The sequence below is a fragment of the Leclercia sp. EC_58 genome, assembly GCF_019584355.1.
In the GTDB taxonomy this organism is placed as follows: Bacteria; Pseudomonadota; Gammaproteobacteria; order Enterobacterales; family Enterobacteriaceae; genus Enterobacter.
Genome location: NZ_VDAM01000001.1, coordinates 3,199,949 through 3,223,991 on the forward strand (window position 1 = coordinate 3,199,949; position 24,043 = coordinate 3,223,991).

Below are 24,043 nucleotides of genomic sequence, written 5' to 3' on the forward strand. Positions count from 1 at the left end.
AGCGCACAAAGCGCCATACCCTTTTTCTTATCTCATCAATACTTGTTTCTTTGAGCTGTGAGCAATCCACTTCAGTGTTATCAAGGAGAAAGTATGACCACCTCACGCAGTGAGAAAGATTCGATGGGTGCCATCGACGTCCCGCAGGACAAACTCTGGGGCGCGCAAACCCAGCGTTCACTGGAACATTTCCGTATCTCCACTGAAAAGATGCCGGTCTCGTTGATCCAGGCCCTGGCGCTGACCAAACGCGCCGCGGCGAAGGTCAACCAGGATTTAGGCCTGCTCTCCGGGGAGAAAGCTAATGCGATCATCACCGCCGCCGATGAAGTGCTGGCGGGTAAACATTCTGATGAGTTCCCCCTCGCCATCTGGCAGACCGGCTCCGGTACCCAGAGCAATATGAACATGAATGAGGTGCTGGCGAACCGCGGCAGCGAGCTGCTCGGCGGCGTGCGCGGCATGGAGCGCAAGATCCACCCCAACGACGACGTCAACAAAAGCCAAAGCTCCAACGATGTCTTCCCCACGGCGATGCATGTGGCGGCGCTCATCGCCCTGCGCGAACAGCTTATCCCGCAGCTGAACGTTCTGAAGCAGACCCTCAATGACAAAGCCCAGGCTTTCGCCGATATCGTCAAAGTTGGCCGTACCCACCTGCAGGATGCCACGCCCCTGACCCTGGGCCAGGAGATCTCCGGCTGGGTGGCGATGCTCGATCACAATCTGCGCCATATCGACCACAGCCTGCCGCACCTGGCGGAGCTGGCGCTGGGCGGCACCGCAGTGGGCACTGGGCTCAATACCCATCCGGAATATGCGGTACGGGTGGCTGAAGAGCTGGCAAATATCACCGGGCAGCCGTTTGTCACGGCGCCGAACAAGTTCGAGGCGCTGGCGACCTGTGATGCGCTGGTGCATGCCCACGGGGCGCTGAAAGGGCTGGCGGCCTCGCTGATGAAAATCGCCAACGACGTGCGCTGGCTGGCTTCCGGGCCGCGCTGCGGCATCGGTGAAATCAGCATCCCGGAGAACGAGCCGGGCAGCTCCATCATGCCGGGTAAAGTCAACCCGACCCAGTGCGAAGCCATGACCATGCTCTGCTGTCAGGTGATGGGCAATGACGTGGCGGTGAACATGGGCGGGGCTTCGGGCAACTTTGAGCTGAACGTCTACCGTCCGATGGTGATCCACAACTTCCTCCAGTCGGTGCGTCTGCTGGCGGACGGGATGGAGAGCTTTAACGAGCACTGCGCGGTGGGCATCGAGCCGAATCGCGAGCGCATCAGCCAGCTGCTCAACGAGTCGTTAATGCTGGTGACGGCGCTCAATACCCATATCGGCTATGACAAGGCGGCGGAAATCGCCAAAAAAGCGCACAAGGAGGGGCTGACCCTGAAAGCCTCCGCCCTGGCGCTGGGGTATCTCACCGAGGCCGAGTTCGACAGCTGGGTCCGCCCGGAAGAGATGGTCGGCAGCCTGAAATAGTTACTCCGCCACGTAGAGGTGCAGCCGCGGGATAATCAAGCGCAGCGGCTGTGCCTGCGGCTTATAACGGTGCTGAACGTTGTCCGCATCGTAATTGAGCAGTTCACCAATATCGGGGATCACCGCCCCTTGATCGGCATCGTAAAGGGCGATCAGCGGCGTCGGGCAGGCGTATTGCACCTGCTTTTGCTGCCCGGCATACCAGACGCGGGCGATTGGCTGCACTTTTACTGGCCGCTTGATCTTCAGCCGCGCCTCCGCAGGCAGAGAGTGAATGGCCGTATATTCTGCCTCCAGCCGCTCCACCCACTGATCCCGTGACCAGGGCGCTACGGCGCGCGGCGACTTGAGGCTTTTCTCCAGCATCGCCAGCACCTCATCGCGGGTGAAATTTTTGATGATGTGCTTATTGGCCCAGCCGAAGCGCAGGGTGGCAGGATGGTTGATCACCGTTAACGTGCGATAGGCGTTGAGGGTGATCAAACCTGGCAGTTGGTGATGCACCCACTCAAAACGGGCGGCGGGGGCAAGACCTGACTCCTCGGTGACGATTTTTTCAAATTCCGCTTTTAAGGCATTAATAGTCGCAATGCGGGCGGTGAGTTGTTCCCGATGCGCGGCGTCGCTCTGCAGGCAGATCACCCCCGGCAGGCGCACGGCGGCCTTGCTACTGCGATTCTCGGATTGCTGCTGGATAAAGAGATGACGATAGTGTTGCAGCGCCATCGTCAGCGCCTCCTGGCCGAGGTGCTGCTTCACCGTAATGGCGTTGAGCGGATCGTGCTCGGCGCCTTTGGCGACGTCCGGCAGGGAGAAGACGCGTCCGGCTAGCAGGCGACAGGCCTGTAGCTCAGGGGTTAACTGCGCCAGCTCGTGCTCCATCTGGCGAAAGGTTGAGTTTAAGCGTTCGATAAGATCGTAAGTTGCCATAGCGCACCACATTAGTTACAACATACTTAGGTTATAGCACAGCACGCCGGGTCAGGCCAGCGTGCGGTTTAGGTCAGTCAGGGATGGGCAGGGCGATATGATGCCAGACGGGCCAGTTGAAGCAGAAACGGGCCCCGCCGAGGTCGCTGGCTTCGCAGCTGACGTCGCCCCCCAGCGCCTGGGCGATAGAGTGGACGATCGCCAGCCCCAGGCCGCAGCCGCCGGTGGCGCGGTCCCGGCTCGGGTCGAGTCGGACAAAAGGCTCAAACACTCGCTGGCGGGCCTCTGGCGCAATGCCCGGACCGTCGTCTTCCACCGACAAACTGGCGCGGCTGCCGTTCAGCGTCAATGCGATCCGCAGTTGGTTATCGCTGTAGCGCAGGGCGTTGTTCACCAGGTTATCCAGCACCCGCTCCATCAAACGCATATCCAGCGCGCCGTAATCGCCGTCCATGCTGCTGATCAGCAATGTGCGTTGCGGGTTGACGCTCTGCACATCCTCCACGTAGCTGCGCAGCCATGCAGGCAGATCCGGGGTGGTAAGCTTAAGTTCATTCTGCGGCCTGTCGAGGCGGGCGTAGGTCAGCAGCTCCTCAATCAGCGCCTCGAGCTGGCTGATATCGCGATTCAGCGCCTGCGACTCTGTTTCGGTCAGGTTTTCACTCATCTCCAGCCGGTAGCGCAACCGTACCAGGGGGGTGCGCAGCTCATGGGCGATACCGTCGATCAGCTGTTTTTTGCTGGCGATCAGGGCGTTGATATTGTCAGCCATCTGGTTAAAGGCCACCCCCAGCCGCTCAAAGCTCGAGCCGCTGTCGAAGTGGATCCGTTCGGTCAGATGCCCGTCGCCAAAACGCTGGGCGGCGGCCTCGAGGCGCAGCATGTCCTGCCAGTGGGGGCGCATCCAGATAAACACCGGGAAGGCCAGCGAAATGGCGATAAAGGCCAGCAGGGCGATATCCAGCAGGCGCATCTGATGCAGGAAGTAGAGATACGGCACCGGGCCGACGGCCAGGACGTAATGGCTGCGCGGAATACGCTGAATAAAGGTGTACTGATCGTCCAGCGCCACGATATCGCCTTCGCGCAGCCGCTGCATGGTCGGGGCATCCAGGGTGTATTTCTTCAGCGGCTCGATGCGCAGTTTGAATGACAGGTTCAGATCCAGCTCTTTGATGGTGCGCGCCCAGTCGTGAGGGGGGATCTCACGAAGTTCACTGCGCATCAGATAGAGCGAGCTTTTCATCAAATCATCCAGCGACTGTCTGCCCGCCCGTTCGGCGGTGAACTTATAGACCAGCCCAACCAGCATGGTCATCACCAGGAAGCAGACGAACAACAGAAGGTAAAACTGCACAAACAGTTTTTTCATGAAATATCATCCAGCTACAACGCGTTAAAGAGGCTGCCCGAACGTAAGATTGACTCGCTAAGAGCGGGCATCGCCTACTTTACGCAATGGGCTGCCGCATGGCATAGCGAATGTTGAAGGTTTTGCCTTGTTTCATGACGTCCGCTTGCACATGCCAGGCGTCTTCTATCAGAGCAGGGGTCAATACCGCATCAGGCGGGCCGCTGGCTATCACGCTGCCGGATTTCAGCAGGACCAGCCGGTGGCAGTAGTTGGCGGCGAGATTCAAATCGTGCAGGGCCACCACCACCGTAATGGGCAGCTGCGTAATCAGCGTCATCAGCTCCAGTTGATACTCGATATCCAGATGGTTGGTCGGCTCATCGAGGATCAGCAGCCGTGGCTGCTGGGCCAGGGCGCGGGCGATCTGGCAGCGCTGTCGCTCTCCGCCGGAAAGCTGCCGCCACAGCCGGTGACGCAGCCCGGCAAGTTTCATCAGGCGGATAGCGTGCTCAACCGCCTGGTCGTCCTTTTCACTCCAGCCAAAAAGCCCCCTGCGGTGCGGCGTGCGCCCCAGCCGGACAATCTGCTCCACGCAGAGATCGCCATCCACTCCGGCATGCTGGGGAACAAAGGCCAGCTGTTTGGCCCGATCTCTCACGGAGATTTTATTGAGCGGGGTGCCGTTCAGCTGAATATGGTGCGCATGACGCGGGAGTAACCCGGCCAGACAGCGCAGCAGCGTCGATTTTCCCGAGCCATTTGGCCCTAACAGGCCGACGATTTCACCCGCCTCCAGTTGCAGATTGATGTTGTTCAACACGTTGCGGGACTGGAAGGTGACCTGCAATCCGCTTAATGAAAGGTTCATACGTTTTCTCCCGGCTGCGATAGAGCAGAACCACAAAGGCAGGCGCGCCGACTAACGCGGTGACCACACCAATGGGCAGGACCTGATGGGTGATGAGCGTGCGGGAAACCACATCGGCGAGGATCATGAAATGACTCCCGATCAGGAAGGTCAGGGGAATTGAGCGGCGATGCCCGGGGCCGCACAGCATCCGGGTAACGAGCGGGATCACCAGCCCGATAAACCCCACCGCGCCAATGATACTGACCATTACCGCCGTCACCAGCGCGCAGGTGAGCAGCAGGATAATGCGCACCAGGGTGACCGGCACGCCGAGGGTGGTGGAGACTTCATCGCCAAAGGTGAAGGTATCCAGCGCTCGCGAAAAGGCGAAGATCACCATAAATCCGGCCAGCACGACCGCCAGAGCCAGAATAGCGTCCGGCCAGCGAACCCCGCTCAGGCTGCCCAGCAGCCAGAACATCACGCTGCGCGACTGCTCGGCATTGGCGGAGGTGCTGACAATGTAGGCGGTCAGGGCGTTAAAGAGCTGCGTCCCGGCGATGCCCGCCAGCAATATCCGTGGCGGGCTGTCGGTCATGCCGTGGGTGATAAGCATGATAAGCCCGAACGCGCAGCAGGCGCCGATAAAGGCACCACCGCTGATGCCCAGCGTGCTGCCGCCAATACCCAGCAACATCACACAGACGGCCCCCAGCGATGCGCCGGAGGAGATCCCCAGCAGATAGGGCTCCGCCAGCGGGTTACGCAGAATGGCCTGCATCACCAGGCCGCAAAGCGCCAGCCCCCCTCCGCTGCAGGCGGCCATCAGGGCCCGGCTCATGCGGTACTGCCAGACAATGCCCTCCTCAACCTGGGGCAGCACATAGCTACCCAGACCCAGACCATTGAGAATGGCTTTACCTGCGTTCGTATACGACACCGGCATATCCCCGACGGCGGCAGCGAAAACCAGCATCAACGGCAGCGTCACTATCCCGACGGCCATCAGGCTATGCTGCCGCCAGCGCGGCAGGGTAAAGGGGGCGCGGAGAATCATGATACTCATTGTTCAGCCTGGAACGTTGCCAGTTTTTCGCCGATCGCCTCAACGGCATCGACATTACGCAGGGAGGGGTTAAGTGACATTGCGGGTACCACCACGATTTGCCCCTTTTTCACGGCGGGGATGTTTCGGGTCACTGGATCGTCGTTTAAAAAGGCCTTTTTAACCGCCACATCATCCGCAGGGTAGAGACGACGGGACATCTCAGCGATGACGATCACGTCAGGCTGCGCCTGGGCGATATGCTCCCAGGTCACGGCAGGCCATTCGTCATGGGAATCAATGATATTTTTCAGCCCAAGCGTGTGGCTGATCCACCCCGGCGCACCGTAATCGCCGGCCACCCAGGGATCGCCTTTCAGACGGCTGCTGGAGAACCAGAACACCACTTTCAGGGGACGAGTCTGTTGCGCGGCAGCACGGGCCTGTGCCTGCTGAATACGCTGTTTCAGCGCCTCGTTAAGCGCATTACCCTGCGGCTGAACGTCGAAAATGGTTGCCAGTTCATCGATTTCGCGTTCGATTTCGGCGATGGAAAACGGTGTGCTCCGCGCCCCGTCACCATTTGAGCTGTCGGTGACGCTTTTGCCGATGCAGTCGGCAGGGGAGATCCACGTCGGGATCCCTAGTGCAGCGAACTGTTCCCGGGTGCCCGTTTCCCCCTGCGGCCCGATATGCCAGTGATACTGGGCCAGCACCAGATCAGGACGCTCCGCGGTGACTGCTTCAAAGGAAGGGGCGTTATCCGCCAGCTTTTTCAGTCCGTTACCCTGTTTTGCCAGCGCATCGGGCAGGGGGCCAAACCAGACTGAGGTTGCGCTGATCTTCTTTTCGAGCCCCAGCGCCAGCAGTAATTCCGTCTCGTGTTGCCCCACCGTCACCACCCGTTGCGGGGCTTGAGTAAAGGTCTCCTTAACGCCGCAGTTCTCTACCGTCAGCGGATAAACCGTCGCGGCGACTACCGGCTGCACGAACAAAGTAAGGACAAAAGCCAGCGCCCTGTTTTGATTAAACACGTTCCCACCCTCATAAATGTTATGTTATAACATAATACATATTATGCGGGCAGGCGCAAAAGGTTAATCATCAGGAGTAAAAATGGGCGGCTGTCGCCTCTGCTATACGTCCCAGGCGTGGGGCGCGAAAAGGTAGCCTTTGTTACGCACGGTTTTAATGCGGAACGGCTCGGTAGCGTTATCCAGCAGCTTCTTGCGCAGGCGGGAGATGGCGACGTCCACGCTGCGGTCCAGGCCATCGTAGCTGACGCCGCGCAAGTTTTTCAGTAGCGCGTCCCGATCCATAATCTGTCCGGCATGGGTTGCCAGCTCCCACAGCAGATCGAAATCTGCCGTCGACAGCGCCACCTGCTCGCCGGAAAGCAGCACCTGGCGATTAACCGGATCGATGGAGAGTGTGCCAAAACGCAGCGCCTTGTGCGGGGTGAGCTGCGGGGCCGGGGATTCGCTGGAGGCGGCAACGTGCTGGCGCAGATGCAGGCGCACGCGCGCCAGGAGTACAGCTGGAGGGGTGGTTTTGAGGATGTAGTCGTTAGCCCCCATCTCCAGGGACAAAATGTGGTTCATGTCGCTGTCGAGGGAAGTAAGCAGCACAATCGGCCCGTTCCAGCGGGCGCGCAGATCCCGGCACAGGGTCATGCCATCTTTACCGGGTAGCATAATATCCAGCAGCACCAGATCGGGTTTTTCCCGCGCCACCACCTCTTCTGCGTGGTCGCCGCGCGGTTCGACGATGACCTCAATATCATGTTTACCCAGATAAGCGGCGATCAACTGACCGACTTCGGGTTCATCCTCAACGTATACGATCTTGTTCATAGCAAGGCTGTGTCTGCGGAAAACGCAAACATACACCGCGCAACCTTAACCTTCCATTAATCATTCGCAAAATGTTGCCGTTCCGTTATGCTGCCCGACATTGTTATTGTCTTGTTAAGGGGAGAAGGATGGGACTGGTGATAAAAGCGGCGTTGGGTGCGCTGGTGGTGTTACTGATTGGGGTACTGGCGAAAAGCAAAAATTATTACATTGCCGGGTTGATTCCGCTGTTTCCCACCTTTGCCCTCATTGCCCACTATATCGTCGCTTCGGAGCGCGGGATCGAGGCGCTGCGGGCGACCATCGTGTTTGGCATGTGGTCGATTATTCCCTATTTTCTCTATCTGCTTTCGCTCTGGTACTTCACCGGCATGATGCGTTTGCCCCTGGCGCTGGGCGGGGCGGTACTCTGCTGGAGCCTCAGCGCCTGGGTGTTAATTTTCTGCTGGAGCCGCTTTCACTAACGTAAAGGACGCCCGCCATCCACACCAAAGGATCGGCCCGTGACGTAGCAGCTGGTCAGAATATAGTCGATTAAATCAATCACCTCTTTTTCTCCCGGGGCGATTTTCATCAGGGACTTATTCAGCGCCTTCTGGCGATAGTCGGCATCGTCATGTTCATTAAACATGATCAGCGACGGCGCGATGGCGTTAACTTTCACCTCCGGGGCCAGCTTGCGGGCAAACGAGCGGGTCATGTTATCCAGCGCGGCTTTGCTGGCGGCGTAAGCAATGTGCTTATCGCTGCCGCGCTCAACCACGTAGTCGGTAAAGTGGATGATGTCGCTGGCTGCATGACCGTGGCCGCGCAACAGCCCCTGCAGGGCGTGGTTGAGCAGGTAAGGGGCATGGACGTGGATCTGCAACATACAGGAGAGCGTGTCGCTGAGCGAGTGCTCCGGGGATTCCGCCATCCATGCGCTGGCATTATGAATAATGGCGCGTAACCCGGTGGTTTCCGCTTTTACCTGGTCGGCAAAGGCCAGAATGCCCTCGTCAGAGGAAAAATCTGCCTGAATACAGGTTGCACCCGCCTCGCACAGGGTCTCAATCGCCGGGTATTTTGTGCGATAGCTGACAATGACAGGCTGGTGAAGATTCAAGAAATGGTGGGCAAGCGCGAGGCCGATACGACGACCTCCGCCAGTAATCAGGATCGGGAGCGGTTTTGCCTGTCCCATCGTGTTCTCCTTATCCGTTCGACGATGGGACGCGGTTGCTTATCCCATCAACATCCACGTTGCCGGTAGTGCGGCAACCAGTAATAAGCCAATCAGCACGATTTCACGGCGCTTCAGCGCGTGCTGGAGCTGGTGCGTGCGACGGGCATAAATAAACACCAGCAGTCCCGGCGCATAGAGCACGACGGAGAGCAGCAGATGCATCGGTCCGGAGGCATACAGCAGCCATAAGCCGTAAATACAGGCGCCCATCCCCACGACGGTATGCATCGGTCGGGTAGCTATTTTTAACAAATATGCGCCCACCAGGAAATAGGGTACCAGAATCATCTCGGAGGCGATGGTTAACAACGTGTTATAGTCTGAACCTGTTAGCCAGATCAGCACCAGACAGATCTGCACGCTGATGTTGGTCAACCACAGCGACGCGGACGGCGCATTGTTTTTGTTCTGTTGCGCGAACAGACGCGGGAAGGCTTTATGGGTTGCGGCCAGGAACGGCACCTCTGCCGCCATAATGGTCCAGCTCAGATAGGCGCCGCATACGGAGACGATCAGACCGGCGGCAATCACCACCTCGCCCCAGGAACCCATCATTTTCACCATCAGGCCCGCCATCGAGGGGTTACGCATCTCCGCCAGCTCCGGACGCGCCACCACGCCCAGGGAGAGCAGGGTGACCAGCAGATAGACCCCTAATGCGGCCAGTACGGCCAGCAGCGTGGCGCGACCAACATCGTGCTTATTGCGCGCCCTGGCCGAGACAACCACCGCGCCTTCCACCCCGATAAAGACCCACAGGGTGATCAGCATGGTGTTTTTCACCTGCTCCCAGACCGGGACACCCAGCGCCACGCCGGAAAAGTCCATGCTGAAGAGATCGAGACGAAACGCAATAAACGCCAGCACGATAAAGAGCCCCAGCGGCACCAGCTTCGCAAGCGTTGCGACCAGGTTGATACTGGCCGCGGTCTGGACGCCGCGCAGTACCAGGAAATGCACGACCCACAGCAGCACCGAGGAGCCGACAATGGATTGCCAGGTATTGCCATCGCCAAACAGGCGCAGTTCAGGGGAGTCGGTAAAGAAACTGAGCGCAGAGAAGACGATCACCAGATAAGAGACGTTGGCGATCACCGCGCACAGCCAATAGCCCCAGGCGGAACAGAAACCCACCAGCTCACCAAAGCCTTCACGGGCGTAGGTAAAAATACCGCCGTCGAGGTCGGGACGAATGCGCGTCAGCAGCAGCATGGCAAAGGCCAGCAGCAGGATCCCGATGCCGGTGATCCCCCAGCCGATAAGCAGCGCAGACGGGCTGGCGACGGCCGCCATATTCTGCGGCAGACTGAATACACCTGCACCGAGCATGGAGCTTAAAACAAGCGCAGTCAAAGCGCTCAGGCCAAGTTTCTTTTCCATTGGCATCCTGTTTAAAAAGGGGTCGGTTCCAGAATAATTATTTCGTCGAAGCGCATAAAAATGGTGAATAACGCTAAGGCGCGGGATTTTACGGAGTGTTACGAGCGCATGCAATGAGGAAGGGCTGAATTGTGGCGGTAAAGCGAAAAAAAAAGGCGGCATAACGCCGCCTGAGTGAACCCGGGTACTTATTTGTACAGGTCAGCGCTGATGGTCATGTTATTACCGCGCTCCTGCCACTGGCGGGTGATGTGGTAATACTTGGCCCCTTTCTTCGCCGCACGCTTCGCCACCTGGTAAGAAATTTCGGTCATGTTGCCGTAGTTACCGGTGAACTTGATGCTGTCGAACGGAATCATTTGCGCGGCAGTGGCGTTGTTCAGCTCTTCAATTTTGGTGCCGTCATTGAGCGTAACGCTGTAGCGACCACCTTTGGTGGTCTGGGTTTCGAAGAAACGGCCCACACCGGCAACGGAAGCGCCTGGTGCAGCGCTGGTTGCCACGCCCGGGATTTCCACTTTCTTCGCTTCTTCGCCGCCTTTGGCAATGGCTGCGCGGCCAGCATCAGAGTCAGCCGGGATGGCATCCGGACTCTGCAGGACACGTTTTTTCGCGTCTTTTTTATAGATGTAAGCAGTGATGCGCTGGTTGCCGCCCTGGTTAGCATCGATCTGGCGAACGATGTAGTAGGCGTCAGCCCCTTTCGCTTTTGCGGCTTTGGTGATGGCGTCGTTCACTTCCGGCTGGCTGCGGTAGAAGCCCTGAATGGTGACAGTATCATAAGGCTCAAGCAGAACGGCCTGATCTTTCGGCAGCTCCATCACGCCGTTAATCACACGGTTTTTCACCTCATCCGCTTTCGGGGCATCGGCTTTATAGAGTGCAACGGTGACGCGCTGGTTGCCGCTGCTGCCGTATTCGGAGTTATCCACGACGTAGAATGCGGCGGCGCCCTCTTTATCGGCACGTTTGGAGGCGGCATTAACTGCATCGCCAATTGCGTTAAAACGACCTACGATCGTAACGTGATCGTAAGGTTTCGTTGCAGCCGCTTGCTCCGGCGTTAACTCTGTCGCGGCATTGGCAGACAGAGCGGTCGCAGCAAGGAGTGCGGACGCCAGGAGAGTGTTCTTAAGCTTCATAAAAATAATCCTTCGCCTTACGCAAACCAGGTACTGGTGTAGTTGTTAATTTGAAAACGTTGACGATTATTGCATTTAACACCCTCTGCTGTCTGCGCCATTTTTTACAGCGCGCAGCAGGGGGGCGATCAATTTCCATAACCTTTAGAGATATGTTGAAAAAATACCCGTTTGACCACTAAAACTAATAAAGCATATAACTTTCACAAGTTGATTTAATGTTAATAAGTTGTTTCTAGCTGGCGCTATATCGTGTTTTTACCGCTTCGACTGAGCTAAACATCGGCCCTGGCGACGAAATAAAGGTAGATATGCCTGTCAGAGATGCAGATCACTTATTTTTGACAGTTAAAGGCATAAAAAGTGTTTTCTTGCTGTGGATCACAGGCGGTATTTTCAGTAGGTTATAGAAAGTTTGTTACTGTTTTATTTTCTGCGGATAGTCGTGAGCGGCAGGTTAACGCCTGTTGCTGTCGTTATATATCCGTGATGAATATTCGACAAACCATCATCAAAAACCGATGGAAGGGATTACTATGCGTATTGGGGTACCAAGAGAACGGTTTGCCAATGAAACCCGTGTAGCAGCGACACCAAAAACGGTGGAACAGCTCCTAAAACTGGGTTTTACCGTCGCGGTTGAAAGCGGCGCAGGCAAGCTGGCAAGTTTCGATGACGAGGCGTTTGTTCAGGCGGGCGCAGAGATTGTAGACGGCGCTAACGTCTGGCATTCGGATGTCATTCTGAAGGTCAATGCACCAGAAGAGGATGAAATCGCGCTGCTCAATCCGGGCACCACGCTGGTGAGCTTCGTCTGGCCGGCACAAAACCCGGAGCTGATGGAGAAACTGGCGGCGCGCGGCGTTACCGCGATGGCGATGGACTCCGTGCCGCGTATCTCGCGTGCGCAGTCGCTGGATGCCCTGAGCTCAATGGCGAATATCGCCGGTTATCGCGCCATCGTCGAAGCCGCGCACGAATTTGGTCGCTTCTTTACCGGGCAGATCACTGCTGCGGGTAAAGTCCCACCCGCGAAGGTCATGGTGATTGGCGCAGGCGTTGCCGGTCTGGCCGCCATTGGCGCGGCGAACAGTCTCGGCGCGATCGTCCGTGCTTTTGATACCCGTCCGGAAGTAAAAGAACAGGTGCAGAGTATGGGCGCCGAGTTCCTGGAGCTGGACTTCAAAGAAGAGGCGGGCAGCGGCGACGGCTACGCCAAAGTGATGTCCGAAGCCTTTATTAAAGCCGAGATGGCGCTGTTCGCCGCCCAGGCGAAAGAGGTGGACATTATCGTCACCACCGCGCTCATTCCGGGCAAACCGGCACCGAAGCTGATCACCCGCGAAATGGTCGACTCCATGAAGGCCGGCAGCGTGATCGTCGATCTGGCGTCGCAAAACGGTGGCAACTGCGAATACACCGTCCCGGGCGAGATCACGACTACCGCTAACGGCGTGAAGGTGATCGGCTATACCGATCTGCCGGGCCGCCTGCCAACCCAGTCCTCCCAGCTCTACGGCACCAACCTGGTGAACCTGCTGAAGCTGCTCTGCAAAGAGAAAGACGGCACGATCACCGTTGATTTCGAGGACGTTGTCGTGCGTGGCGTCACCGTGGTCCGTGAGGGTGAAATCACCTGGCCAGCACCGCCGATTCAGGTTTCCGCGCAGCCGCAGACCGCCGCCAAAGCCGCTCCTGCACCAAAAGAGCCTGAAAAACCCGCTTCGCCGTGGCGTAAGTACGCCTTGATGGCGCTGGCCATTATCCTCTTTGGCTGGCTGGCAGACGTGGCACCGAAAGAGTTCCTCGGCCACTTCACCGTCTTTGCGCTCTCCTGCGTGGTGGGTTACTACGTGGTGTGGAACGTTTCCCATGCGCTGCATACGCCGCTGATGTCGGTTACCAACGCTATCTCCGGGATCATCGTGGTCGGAGCATTATTGCAGATTGGTCACGGCGGCTGGGTCAGTTTCCTGAGCTTTATCGCGGTACTGATCGCCAGTATCAATATTTTCGGTGGTTTCACCGTGACTCAGCGCATGCTGAAAATGTTTCGTAAGGGATAAGGGGTAACCTATGTCTGGAGGATTAGTTACCGCTGCATACATTGTTGCCGCGGTCCTGTTTATTTTCAGCCTCGCGGGGCTTTCAAAACATGAAACGTCGCAGCAGGGTAACAACTTTGGTATCGCCGGGATGGCGATTGCGCTGATTGCCACGATTTTTGGACCGGACACCGGCAACGTCGCGTGGATCCTGGTGGCGATGATCATCGGCGGTGCGATTGGTATTCGTCTTGCCAAACGCGTGGAAATGACCGAGATGCCGGAGCTGGTGGCGATCCTGCACAGTTTCGTCGGTCTGGCGGCGGTACTGGTTGGCTTTAACAGCTACCTCTATCACGAGCCGGGGATGGATCCGATTCTGGTCAATATCCACCTGACCGAAGTGTTCCTTGGCATCTTCATCGGGGCGGTGACCTTTACCGGTTCTATCGTGGCGTTCGGTAAGCTGCGCGGCAAAATCTCCTCTAAACCGCTGATGCTGCCAAACCGTCATAAGCTGAACCTCGCCGCGCTGGTAGTGTCGTTTCTGCTGATGGTAGTCTTCGTGCGCACCGACAGCGTGGGCTTGCAGGTACTGGCGCTGCTGGTGATGACCATCATCGCGCTGGCATTCGGCTGGCACCTGGTGGCCTCTATCGGGGGTGCCGATATGCCGGTGGTGGTTTCCATGCTGAACTCCTACTCCGGTTGGGCGGCAGCGGCGGCGGGCTTTATGCTGAGCAACGACCTGCTGATCGTCACCGGTGCGCTGGTGGGTTCAAGCGGTGCGATCCTCTCCTACATCATGTGTAAAGCGATGAACCGCTCGTTTATCAGCGTGATCGCCGGGGGCTTTGGTACCGACGGACAAACTTCCGGCGGTGACGAAGAGGTGGGTGAGCATCGTGAAATCAGCGCGGAAGAGACTGCTGACATGCTGAAAAACTCGCACACGGTCATCATCACCCCAGGCTACGGCATGGCGGTAGCGCAGGCGCAGTATCCGGTTGCGGAAATCACCGAACGTCTGCGTGCTCGCGGCATTAAGGTGCGCTTCGGTATTCACCCGGTTGCCGGCCGTCTGCCAGGCCACATGAACGTGCTGCTGGCTGAGGCGAAAGTGCCTTACGATATCGTGCTGGAGATGGATGAGATCAACGACGACTTCTCCGACACCGATACCGTGCTGGTTATCGGCGCCAACGACACCGTCAACCCGGCGGCGCAGGACGATCCGAAGAGCCCGATCGCCGGTATGCCGGTTCTGGAAGTGTGGAAGGCGCAGAACGTTATCGTCTTCAAACGCTCCATGAACACCGGTTACGCAGGCGTTCAGAACCCGCTGTTCTTTAAAGAGAACACCCACATGCTGTTTGGCGATGCCAAGGCCAGCGTGGATGCGATCTTAAAAGCGCTCTAAGCCTCTATTATATCCACATTGAACAAACCGCCCACCAGGGCGGTTTTCTTATTTCTGCCGCCAATGTATTCCATCTGTCTATACTTTTAACTTTGTGTAAAGGGAGGAGAGATAATGCGGTTTTTGTCCCACTTCGATTTTTTGGCGCTCATGATGACCCCCACGTTCTGGATTGGCTTTGGTACCGTGGTGGTGGTGACGCTTCTGGTTTACTGGCTGTTAAAGCGCATCATCACCTTTGTACACAAGGGGATCACCAACTGGGGCGATAAGCATCCCACCACACGCCGGATGCAGCTGATCCTCACCGAGATGCTGAACAGAACCAGCCGGGTCATGCTCTTTGTGGTCGCTTTTCTTATCAGCCTGCGCTTCGTGGAACTTCCCGACCGCCTCTCCGGCACCCTCAGCCACGCCTGGTTCCTGGTGCTGGCGATTCAGGTGGCGCTGTGGATGGATCAGGGAGTGGTCTCCTGGCTACGGCACGTGATGCTGGCGCCGGGAAGCCATAAAAACCCCGTGACGCTGGTGATCACCGGCCTGATCCTGCGGGCGGTTGTCTGGTCAGTGATGCTGCTCTCTATTCTTGCCAACGCGGGCGTTAATATCACGGCGCTGGTTGCCAGCCTGGGGGTGGGGGGTATCGCCATTGCGCTGGCGGTACAAACTATCCTGAGCGACGTCTTCGCTTCACTCTCAATAGGGTTCGATAAACCTTTTGAAATTGGCGATTTCGTGGTGTTTAACGACGTGGCCGGGACGGTGGAGCATATCGGTCTTAAAACGACGCGTATTCGCAGCCTGAGCGGGGAGCAGATTGTCTGCGGTAATGCGATCCTGCTTCAGCAAACGCTGCACAACTATAAGCGTATGCAGACGCGCCGTATCGTCTTTACCTTCGGCGTTGCCAGCGACACGCCGCCTGAAAAGCTGCGCATAATTGGCGATAACGTGAAAAAAATCATCACCGATATCGGCGAAACGCGTTTCGACCGTGCCCATCTGCTCGGTTTTGACAAAGACCGTCTCACCTTTGAGGTGGTGCATATCGTCAACACCGCGGATTACAACAAATACATGGATATCCAGCAGGAGATTAACATCCGTATCCTGGAGAGCCTGAATGAGGAGGGGGTAAAACTGGCCCTACCGAGCATGGTGCTGCATGCGCCGTGGATGAAAGAGGGCGACAGCGCACAGCCTTCGACACAGCCCGCCACCGAGAGCTAGAAAAAAAGCCCGCCAATTGGCGGGCTTTTTTACGTTTAGTCGTCTTCGTCGTCGTCGAGCTCAACCGGGGTCTGGTACTGATCGGGCTTGATGACCAGCAGATCACAGCGCAGATGGTCGATCACCTGTTCGGCGGTGTTGCCGAGGAAGGCGGCTGAAATACCGGTGCGGCCAATAGTACCTAACACCACGATACCAGCCTGCAGATGCTCGGACAGGTCGGGGATCACCTCTTCAGGCAGCCCTTTTTCGACATGAGTCAGTTTTTCATCGATACCAAATTTTTGCCGCAGCGATTTCATCGCCAGCAGATGCTGGCCGCGGATGGCGTCGTTATAAACGGTCGGGTCAAATTCCGGGAGTTCAATGGCGATATTGATGGGCGTAACCGGGTAGGCGCCCACAAGGTGGACTTCGGTATGGTTGACCTTCTCGGCGAGATAGAGCGTCTCTTTGATCAGCTTCTCGTTGAGGGCGTTGTGGTAGTTCTCTTCGCTGGCAAGATTGACCGCCACCACCGCTTTGCCGCCTTCCGGCCACGGCTGGTCTTTGACCATCCACACCGGGCACGGACATTTGCGCAGCAGGTGCCAGTCAGTCGGCGTGAAAATCACCGCTTCCAGCTTGTCGTGCTGGTGGGCCATTTTCAGGAGCAGATCGTGTTCGCCGCTCACCACTTCCTGGATGATGGCTTCAAACGGACGGTTATGCCACACCACCTTAATCTCAATGGGTACACCGGCATCAAGATAGAATTTTGCCTGTTCGCGGATCCAGGCCGTACGCTGGCTGATCACGCCCTGACGCATGGCGGTGCGTTCGTCAGGCGACAGAAGGGTGGTCATTTCGTAAGAAAAGTCATATATCGGCAGAAACGCTTTGATTCTGCCACCAATCCGTTGATGTAAATAGACAGCTCGTCGTAACGCCGGTTGATCGTCCTGATTAGGATCGATGGCCACCAGCATGTTTTGATACTTTGCCATACAGGTCTCCTTACTACTGTCACCACAGTCTGTAAGTAAAAGAGTAACCTATATATATAAAATGAAACAGAGGGGAAGTTTTGCCAGATCAATAAATCAGTAAAATTACCGATCTGGCATACAGCAGTCAGATGAATTTATGCGACGTTACGCGAGTGGCCCGCCAGCACCGCCAGCGCTTCACCATTCTCAATGGTGATGTATTTACCTTTTACCGCCAGCATGCCGCTTTTCTGGAAACGACCCAGCAGACGGCTGATGGTCTCAACGGTCAGGCCCAGGTAGTTACCGATATCGCCACGGGTCATGGTCAGACGGAACTCACGAGGAGAGAAACCGCGCTCGGCGAAACGACGGGAGAGGTTGTAGATAAACGCGGCCAGGCGTTCTTCTGCATTCTTTTTGGAAAGCAGCAGAATCATATCCTGATCGCCTTTGATCTCACCGCTCATCAGACGCATCATCTGCTGACGCAGGTTAGGCATTTTGCCTGACAGATCGTCCAGCGTTTCAAACGGGATTTCGCAAACCATTGAGGTTTCCAGCGCCTGGGCGAAGCTCGGATGGTTACCGGTGCCGATAGCGTCAAAGCCGACCAGGTCGCCCGCCAGGTGGAATCCGGTGATCTGCTCGTCGCCCTGTTCGGTGATGGTATAACTCTTAATGGTGCCAGAGCGGATAGCGTACAGCGACTTCAGTTCGTCTCCCGCTTTAAACAGCGTCTGCCCTTTCTGAATCGGCTTTTTACGCTCGATAATATTATCAAGCTGATCAAGCTCGTGCTCATTCAGGGTAAACGGGATACAGAGCTGGCTGATGCTGCAGTCCTGACAATGGATAGCACAACCGCCAGACTGAATGCGTCGAATAATTCGCTTTTCCGGGATCATAGGTATGCTCAAGCCTTAATTGATATTGGTCAATTTTAACATCTTTTTTGACCCTGCGTAAGCCTGTGGAAACCATCAATAAGGACAAGAAGCGTGAATGTGTTAGCATCTTCTTGAAATTCCACAACTTGGTTGCGGATATTTCGGCTAACTTAAGGAATATTAAGCACTAAAAGCCTGGAACTACAGCAGTAAATAGCCTTCATGACGCAGTAACCACTCTTTGCGCTGCACCCCGCCAGCATAGCCGGTGAGGGTGCCGTTACGTCCGATAACGCGATGGCAGGGCACCACAATACTAACCGGATTGGAGCCGTTTGCCGCCCCGACGGCACGCGCCGCGCCCGGGCGACCAAGCTGTGCGGCCAGCTGCCCATAATGCATCACCTGGCCGCAGGGGATGGAACGCAATGCCTGCCACACCTCACGCTGAAAAGGGGTGCCCGCGGTGGCGGTTGGCAGGGTGTCGATAATGCTGAGATCGCCCTCGAACCAGGCGGTGAGCTTTTCGCTCAGCCCGCCCGGATTGCTGGCGCTGATGCGCTCGTAGCCCTGCGCCCGGTAGTGGATATTCAGCAGCTCCACCATCCGGTTGCTGTGCTCCTCCCACTCAACGGCGCGCAGGTTGAATTGCTCATCGGCAATGACCCATAGCGGCCCGAGGGGCGTTGCAATTTTGTCTTCGAGTAATCTCAGCATCTGGCACATTCCTTAGTTCAGTCGCGGGTAGACCCCTGGCCCGATAGGCAGGCCGACAAGATACCACGCCACCAGCATCAGCAACCATACCCCTAAAAAGATAAGCGGATACGGCAGGACCAGCGAATAGTAGGTACCCAGTTTCGCCTCGGGCTTATAGCGCTGCAGGAAGCCTAAAAACAGCGGTACAAAGGGGGACACCGGCGCCAGCGGGATCACCGATGAATCCGCCACGCGAAACAGTATCTGCGCAAAGGCGGGGTGGAACCCCAGCAGCATGAACATCGGCACGAAAATAGGGGCCAGAATCGACCAGATGGCCGAACCGCTGGCGATAAACATGCACAGCAGGGACGACAGCAGCGCCAGGCCCACAAACGCCGGCACGCCGCTCAGCCCGGCACTCTCCAGAATATCGGTCAGCCCCACCGCCATAAATTTGCCCATGTTGCTCCAGTTAAACATGGCGACAAACTGCGCCAGCGGGAACACCATCACAATAAACCCGGCCATCTCCTTCATCGGCTCAATCATCAGCTGCGGCAGATCGCCCTGACGACGCACCTTGCCCGTGGCGATGCCGTAGGCGAGTGAGACGACAAAGAAGAAGAGGATGATCAGCGGCACAATGCCTTTAATAAACGGTGAGGGCAGAACGGTATGTTTCACCGGATCGCGCAGGATGCCGCTCTCCGGCACCACCATCAGCGCAATGGCGGCGATAAAGAGCAGCGACACCACCCCGGCCACCCGCAGCCCCCGGCGCTGCTCTGGCGTTAACGCTTCCAGTTTTTCTTCGCTGCTGCCCTGCCATTTGCCCAGGCGCGGCTCCACGATCTTATCGGTGATCAGCCCTCCGACAATCGTCAGCACAATCACCGAGCTAGCCATAAAGTACCAGTTGTCGATCACGCTGACGTGCATCGCAGCATCGATGGATTTTGCCGCTTCGGTGCTAATGCCCGAGAGCAGCACGTCGGTGGTGACAATCAGCAGATTGGCGGTAAAGCCACAGCCGACCCCGGCGATGGCCGCCAGCAGACCCGCCACCGGATGCCTTCCCACCGCAAGGAAGATCAGCGCTCCCATCGGGGGCATGATCACCAGCGCGGCATCCGATGAGATATGGCTGAAGAAAGCGATAAACAGCACCATATAGCTGGCGTAACGCGCGCTGACGTGGGAGGCCATCTTGACCATCAGCGCAGGCAGCAGGCCGGAACGTTCAGCCAGACCCGCCCCCAGCACCAGCGCCAGGATGGCCCCCAACGGTGCGAAGCCGCTGAAGTTTTTGACCACGTTCGGTAAAAACCAGTGCAGACCTTCAACGCTGAGCAGGTTCTTTACCGCCACCATGCTGCCGTCAGCCGGATTACGGGCGCTGACGTTAAAAGCTGACAAAACGGCGGTTGCGACCATCAAAATCACTATCAAATAGACAAATAGCAGGAAAGGATGGGGCACTTTATTGCCGATCCTTTCAACCCAACCATAGAGCTTGCCGGATGGGGAATGCGAAGGTATGGATGACATACTCATGGGCGTTCCTCGGGAGTGTTGTGTTGTTGTGTTTTATTATTTTAAAGGTGACGGTGTCACGTTTTCAGGGATCGGGCAAACGTACGGTTTTTCATTTATCTGTTGAGTAAACTCCTCGCGGCAGGCGGCCAGCAGCGCCGGATCCTGAAGAAGCGTCAGGGCGGTTGCGCCCATCACTTTACCCGCCAGCAGCATCCCTTTGTGGGCGATGGAGGTGCGGCCCTGGGCAACCAGCTGCCAGGTATGCAGCGGCGTACCGACGGTAAAGCAGGGGCTGAAGCACTGGGCAACCGGCATTTTCCAGCTCACATCCCCCACGTCGGTAGAGCCCGCCAGCACGTTATCGGTGATGGCATAGGGAGCAACTTCATCCACCAGCAGGGTCTGCTGATGACGACGGGCAAACTGCTTACCCTCTTCACCCCCGGTCGCGGCGATATTTTTCAGGCTGTTCTGCAGATCGTTGTCGCTCAGCGTGGCGCGGATCTCCGCCGCGAAGGCGCGCTCCTCGTCGCTCCACTCTGGCGTAGCGTAATGCTGAACGGCGCGGTACATGGCCGCCTCCAGCGTGCGGTTCGGCAGGTAGCTGGAGCAGGCCTTTTCAAAGCGTCGCTCCACGGTGGTTTCGGTCATCAGCGCTGCGCCCTGGGCAATCTTTTCGATACGCTCATAGATCTGCTGCGCGTCGGCCATCTCCGGGGCTCGGATCAGATAGAGCACTTCCGCCTGGGCCTGCACCACGTTCGGGGAGATACCGCCGGTATCGGTGATGGCGTAGTGAACGCGGGCTTTCTCAATAATGTGTTCATTAAGGAAGTTGGTGCCGGTGGTCATCAGGGTGACGGCATCCAGCGCGCTGCGTCCCAGATGCGGAGAGTTGGCCGCATGGGCCGCGGTGCCGTGAAAACGCCATGCCACCTGGATGTTGGCCAGGGTGCTGACGTTAAACATGCCTGCGAACGCTTCGGGGTGCCAGGTAACGGCGGCATCCACATCGTCGAACAACCCCTCGCGCACCATAAAGGTTTTTCCCGATCCGCCTTCCTCGCCGGGGCAGCCGTAAAAGCGCACGGTACCGCTGCCGTCATGCTGCTCCAGCCAGCTTTTTACCGCCGCCGCGGCCGCCAGCCCGGCGGTGCCGAGCAGGTTATGTCCGCAGCCGTGGCCGTTGGCCCCCGGGGTGTCGCTTTGCGGGGTGGCGCAGTGCGCCTGCTGGCTTAATCCTGCCAGGGCGTCATACTCACCGAGAATGGCAATCACCGGTTTCCCCTTGCCGTAGCTGGCAATAAAGGCGTTCGGTATGCCACCAGCTTCACGGGTCAGGCTAAAGCCAGCCTCTTCCAGGGCGCTGGCCAGCCGTTCGGCGGACCAGAACTCTTCAAAACGGGTTTCCGGGTGATCCCAGATCGCATCGGCAATGGCGGTAAACTGCTGCGCGCGGGTGTCGATGGCGTCCTCAACAAAACGGTAAATGCGCTCCATTACACACCTCGCGTCCACGGGAAGTTCAGCGCGGTACGCGCCAGGGTTTCGATGGCAATCAACATCACCGTCTCATCGAAGTCGAATTTTTCGTTGTGGTGTCCGGCGCTGAGGGTGGTGCCAAATACCATATAGGAGGCAAGCCCGCCGTTTTGCTGGACCCGGGCCATCATCAGGGTGGCATCTTCCGAGCCGGCAGGGGCTTTCACCTTGTCGATGGCCTGCTCAACGCCCGCGACCTGTTGCGCCTGCTCGCGTAAGTAGTTCACCCACGCCGGGGACGGCGTGCTGGAGGTGGCCGCACCCATCAGCTGCAACTCGCTGCTGACGCCATGCATCGCCGCCGCACCGTCAATCACCGCTTTGGCGCGCGCAAAGACGTAGTTGTTAATCGCTTCGCTCTCGCCGCGGGTCTCCACTTTCAGCAGGGCGCTGGCGGGCACGACGTTACGGCCGCTGCCCGCCTGCATCACGCCGACGTTAACCCGCGACGCACCTTCGCTGTGCGGGGCGATGCTGTGCAGGCCAATCGCCGCCTGGGCAGCGGCCAGCAGGGCGTTGCGTCCCTCTTCAGGCTTGCCGCCCGCATGCGCCGCTACGCCGGTAAAGCGCACGTCGAATTTGGTGGTGGCCATGAAGTTATCGCTGCCGCAGATGACGGTGCCTGCAGGCACGCCAGTACCAATGTGGATGGCGGTGAAATAGTCCACGCCGTCGAGCGCGCCGGCTGCCACCATCGCCCGTGCGCCGCGGGTACCCTCTTCGGCAGGCTGGAAAATCAATTTGATGGTGCCGTTGAGCTGCTCGCGGTATTGCATCAGCAGATGCGCCAGTCCAAGGCCAATGGTGGTGTGACCATCGTGGGCGCAGGCGTGCATCATGCCGCCGTTACAGGAGGCAAAACCTTCCCGGAAAGGTAGATGGTCGTTGTCGCGGGCTTCATCGAGATCCAGCGCGTCCATGTCCACGCGAAACGCCAGCGTCGGCCCGGGGCGGCCCGTTTGCAGCGTGGCGACAATACCGGTAAAACCGCCTTCGAAGGCGCCAAGCCATTCTTCAGGCGCGCCTTGCTGACGGGCGCGGGCAAAGGCTTCTGCCAAAGTGGCATCGTCAGGCAGGCCCATCCGGGTGTCGGCATCGACCACATCCCGGCCCATCGCCAGGTCATAGCCCAGCTGATCCAGTCTCTCTGCGACCTTTGCCGCGGTGCGGAACTCCACCCATCCGGATTCAGCAAAATGGTGAAAATCGCGTCGCCACGCGATGAGTTGGGGGAAGAGGGCCTTCAGGTCCTGCGCCAGTGTATGCATATCGTTTCCTGTATCATAAGAATATGTGAACTGCTTCACACTGTGATAGTTTTTACTTATCACTAACCGTTTTTTCACAGATTTAACCGTTCGTGGCTTACCCTGGCACAATCAATTCCATTACAGTAGATGACAGTTTCTTTTCTCTGATAAACAACGGTTATCGGTGCCGACATGACATTTCAGGTTAAATTTCACCAGTTGCGGGCGTTCGTGGAAGTGGCAAAACAGGGAAGCATCCGGGGAGCCAGCCGGGTACTGAACCTGTCGCAACCGGCGTTGACCAAATCGATTAAAGAGCTGGAGGAGGGCATCGCGGCGCAGTTGTTCATCCGCCGCAGTAAAGGGGTGACCCTCACCGAGTGCGGAGAGAGTTTTTATCAGCATGCCAGTTTGATCCTCGAAGAGTTGCGCAGCGCCCAGGATGATATTCGTCAGCGACAGGGCCAGCAGGCGGGGCAGATTAATATTGGCATGGGCGCCAGTATTGCTCGTTTGCTAATGCCCGCAGTTATCACCCGCTTCCATCAGCAGCACCCCCAGGTCAAAGTGCGAATTATGGAGGGACAATTAGTTTCGATGATTAATGAATTACGTCAGGGCGAACTCGATTTCACCATAAATACCTATTATCAGGGGCCTTATGATCATGAATTTACGTTTGAAAAATTGTTTGAGAAACCGTTTGCGATATTTTGTCGCGAAGGTCATCCGGCGACTGGCGCTAAATCAATTAATGAGTTACTGAAATACAGCTGGACAATGCCAACACCCCGCGGCAGTTATTATAAGCAGCTGGAAGAGATGTTTTCTCACCGCGAACAGATCCCGCATATAGGCGTGGTATGTGAAACCTTTTCGTCAAGTATCAGCCTGGTGGCGCACAGTGATTTTCTTAGCATTTTGCCGCAGGAGTTAGGCTGCGACCCGCTGCTGGCGCAGCGTCTGGTCATGATCCCGGTTAAAGAACCCCTACCAAAAGCCACCTATTACCTCATTCAAAGAAGGGATTCACGACAAACGCCGTTGACTGCATCTTTAATCACACAATTCAGACGTCACGCCCGGCAGGTTATTTCTTAACCACATTAAGGTTAAAAAAATGGAGCCTGTCGACATCCAACAGACCCCACAGTACACACAGCATTGCTCCACATGCGACTCTGCTTATTGTT

20 protein-coding genes and 1 pseudogene are annotated in these 24,043 nt (G+C 57.2%); 6 read left to right on the forward strand and 15 right to left on the reverse strand.

The window, feature by feature from the left end:
- Positions 1–93 precede the first annotated feature (93 nt).
- Complete coding sequence (fumC, locus tag FHC51_RS15765) at positions 94–1,488, forward strand: class II fumarate hydratase (protein ID WP_220435991.1); 1,395 nt, start codon at positions 94–96, stop codon at positions 1,486–1,488.
- On the opposite strand, the gene tus is transcribed toward fumC, so the two are convergent.
- The 6 genes and pseudogenes from tus to rstA all read right to left on the reverse strand — a co-directional run bounded on the left by tus (position 1,489) and on the right by rstA (position 7,520).
- On the reverse strand, positions 1,489–2,418 hold the full coding sequence (gene tus, locus FHC51_RS15770; RefSeq protein WP_220435992.1) for a DNA replication terminus site-binding protein: 930 nt from the start codon (positions 2,416–2,418) through the stop codon (positions 1,489–1,491).
- A gap of 73 nt (positions 2,419–2,491) precedes the next feature.
- Positions 2,492–3,790: a two-component system sensor histidine kinase RstB gene (rstB, locus tag FHC51_RS15775; RefSeq protein ID WP_220435993.1), complete on the reverse strand. Its 1,299-nt coding sequence runs from the start codon at positions 3,788–3,790 to the stop codon at positions 2,492–2,494.
- 79 nt (positions 3,791–3,869) lie between these two features.
- Complete coding sequence (locus FHC51_RS15780) at positions 3,870–4,640, reverse strand: ABC transporter ATP-binding protein (RefSeq protein WP_220435994.1); 771 nt, start codon at positions 4,638–4,640, stop codon at positions 3,870–3,872.
- Positions 4,555–5,688 (reverse strand): iron ABC transporter permease, encoded by a 1,134-nt coding sequence (locus tag FHC51_RS15785; protein ID WP_255584889.1) that lies wholly within the window; start codon positions 5,686–5,688, stop codon positions 4,555–4,557. Before FHC51_RS15785 ends, FHC51_RS15780 begins: the two co-directional genes overlap by 86 nt.
- Positions 5,685–6,715: pseudogene (locus FHC51_RS15790) on the reverse strand (ABC transporter substrate-binding protein). The gene FHC51_RS15785 and the pseudogene FHC51_RS15790 overlap by 4 nt, the downstream one beginning before the upstream one ends.
- Before the next feature lie 88 nt (positions 6,716–6,803).
- Positions 6,804–7,520 carry a two-component system response regulator RstA gene (gene rstA, locus FHC51_RS15795; RefSeq protein ID WP_220435996.1) on the reverse strand — a complete coding sequence of 239 codons (717 nt, stop codon included), beginning with the start codon at positions 7,518–7,520 and terminating at the stop codon, positions 6,804–6,806.
- A 128-nt stretch (positions 7,521–7,648) separates the two neighbouring features.
- On the opposite strand from rstA, the gene FHC51_RS15800 reads away from it, so the two are divergent.
- A complete protein-coding gene (locus FHC51_RS15800; protein ID WP_103179408.1) occupies positions 7,649–7,984 on the forward strand; it encodes a GlpM family protein in 336 nt (111 codons plus the stop codon).
- Here FHC51_RS15800 and folM read toward each other — a convergent pair.
- The 3 genes from folM to ydgH form a co-directional block, all read right to left on the reverse strand.
- On the reverse strand, positions 7,981–8,703 hold the full coding sequence (gene folM, locus FHC51_RS15805) for a dihydromonapterin reductase (protein ID WP_103179409.1): 723 nt from the start codon (positions 8,701–8,703) through the stop codon (positions 7,981–7,983). The two genes, FHC51_RS15800 and folM, sit on opposite strands and share 4 nt — an antisense overlap.
- A gap of 39 nt (positions 8,704–8,742) precedes the next feature.
- Positions 8,743–10,125, reverse strand: a complete 1,383-nt coding sequence (locus FHC51_RS15810) for an amino acid permease (protein ID WP_114315151.1) — start codon at positions 10,123–10,125, stop codon at positions 8,743–8,745.
- Between the two features lie 188 nt (positions 10,126–10,313).
- The gene (ydgH, locus tag FHC51_RS15815; RefSeq protein WP_114315150.1) at positions 10,314–11,267 is read right to left on the reverse strand and encodes a DUF1471 family protein YdgH; all 954 of its coding nucleotides are present in this window, start codon (positions 11,265–11,267) and stop codon (positions 10,314–10,316) included.
- Between the two features lie 536 nt (positions 11,268–11,803).
- On the opposite strand from ydgH, the gene pntA reads away from it, so the two are divergent.
- The 3 genes from pntA to FHC51_RS15830 all read left to right on the forward strand — a co-directional run bounded on the left by pntA (position 11,804) and on the right by FHC51_RS15830 (position 15,962).
- The gene (gene pntA, locus FHC51_RS15820; RefSeq protein WP_220435997.1) at positions 11,804–13,333 is read left to right on the forward strand and encodes a Re/Si-specific NAD(P)(+) transhydrogenase subunit alpha; all 1,530 of its coding nucleotides are present in this window, start codon (positions 11,804–11,806) and stop codon (positions 13,331–13,333) included.
- Between the two features lie 10 nt (positions 13,334–13,343).
- Positions 13,344–14,732, forward strand: a complete 1,389-nt coding sequence (gene pntB, locus FHC51_RS15825) for a Re/Si-specific NAD(P)(+) transhydrogenase subunit beta (protein ID WP_114315149.1) — start codon at positions 13,344–13,346, stop codon at positions 14,730–14,732.
- A gap of 114 nt (positions 14,733–14,846) precedes the next feature.
- The gene (locus tag FHC51_RS15830) at positions 14,847–15,962 is read left to right on the forward strand and encodes a mechanosensitive ion channel family protein (RefSeq protein WP_103824529.1); all 1,116 of its coding nucleotides are present in this window, start codon (positions 14,847–14,849) and stop codon (positions 15,960–15,962) included.
- A gap of 35 nt (positions 15,963–15,997) precedes the next feature.
- Here FHC51_RS15830 and uspE read toward each other — a convergent pair whose 3' ends face one another.
- The 6 genes from uspE to FHC51_RS15860 form a co-directional block, all read right to left on the reverse strand.
- Positions 15,998–16,948 (reverse strand): universal stress protein UspE, encoded by a 951-nt coding sequence (gene uspE, locus FHC51_RS15835; protein ID WP_103179416.1) that lies wholly within the window; start codon positions 16,946–16,948, stop codon positions 15,998–16,000.
- Between the two features lie 137 nt (positions 16,949–17,085).
- Entirely contained in the window at positions 17,086–17,838 is a 753-nt protein-coding gene (gene fnr / locus FHC51_RS15840) for a fumarate/nitrate reduction transcriptional regulator Fnr (RefSeq protein ID WP_032617879.1), read from the reverse strand.
- Positions 17,839–18,021: 183 nt separating this feature from the next.
- Positions 18,022–18,537: a methylated-DNA--[protein]-cysteine S-methyltransferase gene (ogt, locus tag FHC51_RS15845; RefSeq protein WP_103824528.1), complete on the reverse strand. Its 516-nt coding sequence runs from the start codon at positions 18,535–18,537 to the stop codon at positions 18,022–18,024.
- Between the two features lie 12 nt (positions 18,538–18,549).
- Positions 18,550–20,076: a p-aminobenzoyl-glutamate transporter gene (abgT, locus tag FHC51_RS15850; protein ID WP_220435998.1), complete on the reverse strand. Its 1,527-nt coding sequence runs from the start codon at positions 20,074–20,076 to the stop codon at positions 18,550–18,552.
- 36 nt (positions 20,077–20,112) lie between these two features.
- The gene (locus tag FHC51_RS15855) at positions 20,113–21,558 is read right to left on the reverse strand and encodes a M20 family metallopeptidase (protein ID WP_220435999.1); all 1,446 of its coding nucleotides are present in this window, start codon (positions 21,556–21,558) and stop codon (positions 20,113–20,115) included.
- Entirely contained in the window at positions 21,558–22,868 is a 1,311-nt protein-coding gene (locus FHC51_RS15860) for a M20 family metallo-hydrolase (protein ID WP_220436000.1), read from the reverse strand. The genes FHC51_RS15855 and FHC51_RS15860 overlap by 1 nt, the downstream gene beginning before the upstream one ends.
- Positions 22,869–23,042: 174 nt before the next feature.
- Between FHC51_RS15860 and FHC51_RS15865 the strand changes: the two genes are divergently transcribed.
- Positions 23,043–23,951 (forward strand): LysR family transcriptional regulator, encoded by a 909-nt coding sequence (locus FHC51_RS15865; protein WP_114315143.1) that lies wholly within the window; start codon positions 23,043–23,045, stop codon positions 23,949–23,951.
- Positions 23,952–24,043 lie beyond the last annotated feature (92 nt).

Coding starts and splice junctions, on each gene's coding strand:
- fumC (WP_220435991.1), top strand. CDS start 94: ATGACCACCTCACGCAGTGAGAAAGATTCGATGGGTGCCATCGACGTC.
- tus (WP_220435992.1), bottom strand. CDS start 2,418: ATGGCAACTTACGATCTTATCGAACGCTTAAACTCAACCTTTCGCCAG.
- rstB (WP_220435993.1), bottom strand. CDS start 3,790: ATGAAAAAACTGTTTGTGCAGTTTTACCTTCTGTTGTTCGTCTGCTTC.
- FHC51_RS15780 (WP_220435994.1), bottom strand. CDS start 4,640: ATGAACCTTTCATTAAGCGGATTGCAGGTCACCTTCCAGTCCCGCAAC.
- FHC51_RS15785 (WP_255584889.1), bottom strand. CDS start 5,688: ATGAGTATCATGATTCTCCGCGCCCCCTTTACCCTGCCGCGCTGGCGG.
- rstA (WP_220435996.1), bottom strand. CDS start 7,520: ATGAACAAGATCGTATACGTTGAGGATGAACCCGAAGTCGGTCAGTTG.
- FHC51_RS15800 (WP_103179408.1), top strand. CDS start 7,649: ATGGGACTGGTGATAAAAGCGGCGTTGGGTGCGCTGGTGGTGTTACTG.
- folM (WP_103179409.1), bottom strand. CDS start 8,703: ATGGGACAGGCAAAACCGCTCCCGATCCTGATTACTGGCGGAGGTCGT.
- FHC51_RS15810 (WP_114315151.1), bottom strand. CDS start 10,125: ATGGAAAAGAAACTTGGCCTGAGCGCTTTGACTGCGCTTGTTTTAAGC.
- ydgH (WP_114315150.1), bottom strand. CDS start 11,267: ATGAAGCTTAAGAACACTCTCCTGGCGTCCGCACTCCTTGCTGCGACC.
- pntA (WP_220435997.1), top strand. CDS start 11,804: ATGCGTATTGGGGTACCAAGAGAACGGTTTGCCAATGAAACCCGTGTA.
- pntB (WP_114315149.1), top strand. CDS start 13,344: ATGTCTGGAGGATTAGTTACCGCTGCATACATTGTTGCCGCGGTCCTG.
- FHC51_RS15830 (WP_103824529.1), top strand. CDS start 14,847: ATGCGGTTTTTGTCCCACTTCGATTTTTTGGCGCTCATGATGACCCCC.
- uspE (WP_103179416.1), bottom strand. CDS start 16,948: ATGGCAAAGTATCAAAACATGCTGGTGGCCATCGATCCTAATCAGGAC.
- fnr (WP_032617879.1), bottom strand. CDS start 17,838: ATGATCCCGGAAAAGCGAATTATTCGACGCATTCAGTCTGGCGGTTGT.
- ogt (WP_103824528.1), bottom strand. CDS start 18,537: ATGCTGAGATTACTCGAAGACAAAATTGCAACGCCCCTCGGGCCGCTA.
- abgT (WP_220435998.1), bottom strand. CDS start 20,076: ATGAGTATGTCATCCATACCTTCGCATTCCCCATCCGGCAAGCTCTAT.
- FHC51_RS15855 (WP_220435999.1), bottom strand. CDS start 21,558: ATGGAGCGCATTTACCGTTTTGTTGAGGACGCCATCGACACCCGCGCG.
- FHC51_RS15860 (WP_220436000.1), bottom strand. CDS start 22,868: ATGCATACACTGGCGCAGGACCTGAAGGCCCTCTTCCCCCAACTCATC.
- FHC51_RS15865 (WP_114315143.1), top strand. CDS start 23,043: ATGACATTTCAGGTTAAATTTCACCAGTTGCGGGCGTTCGTGGAAGTG.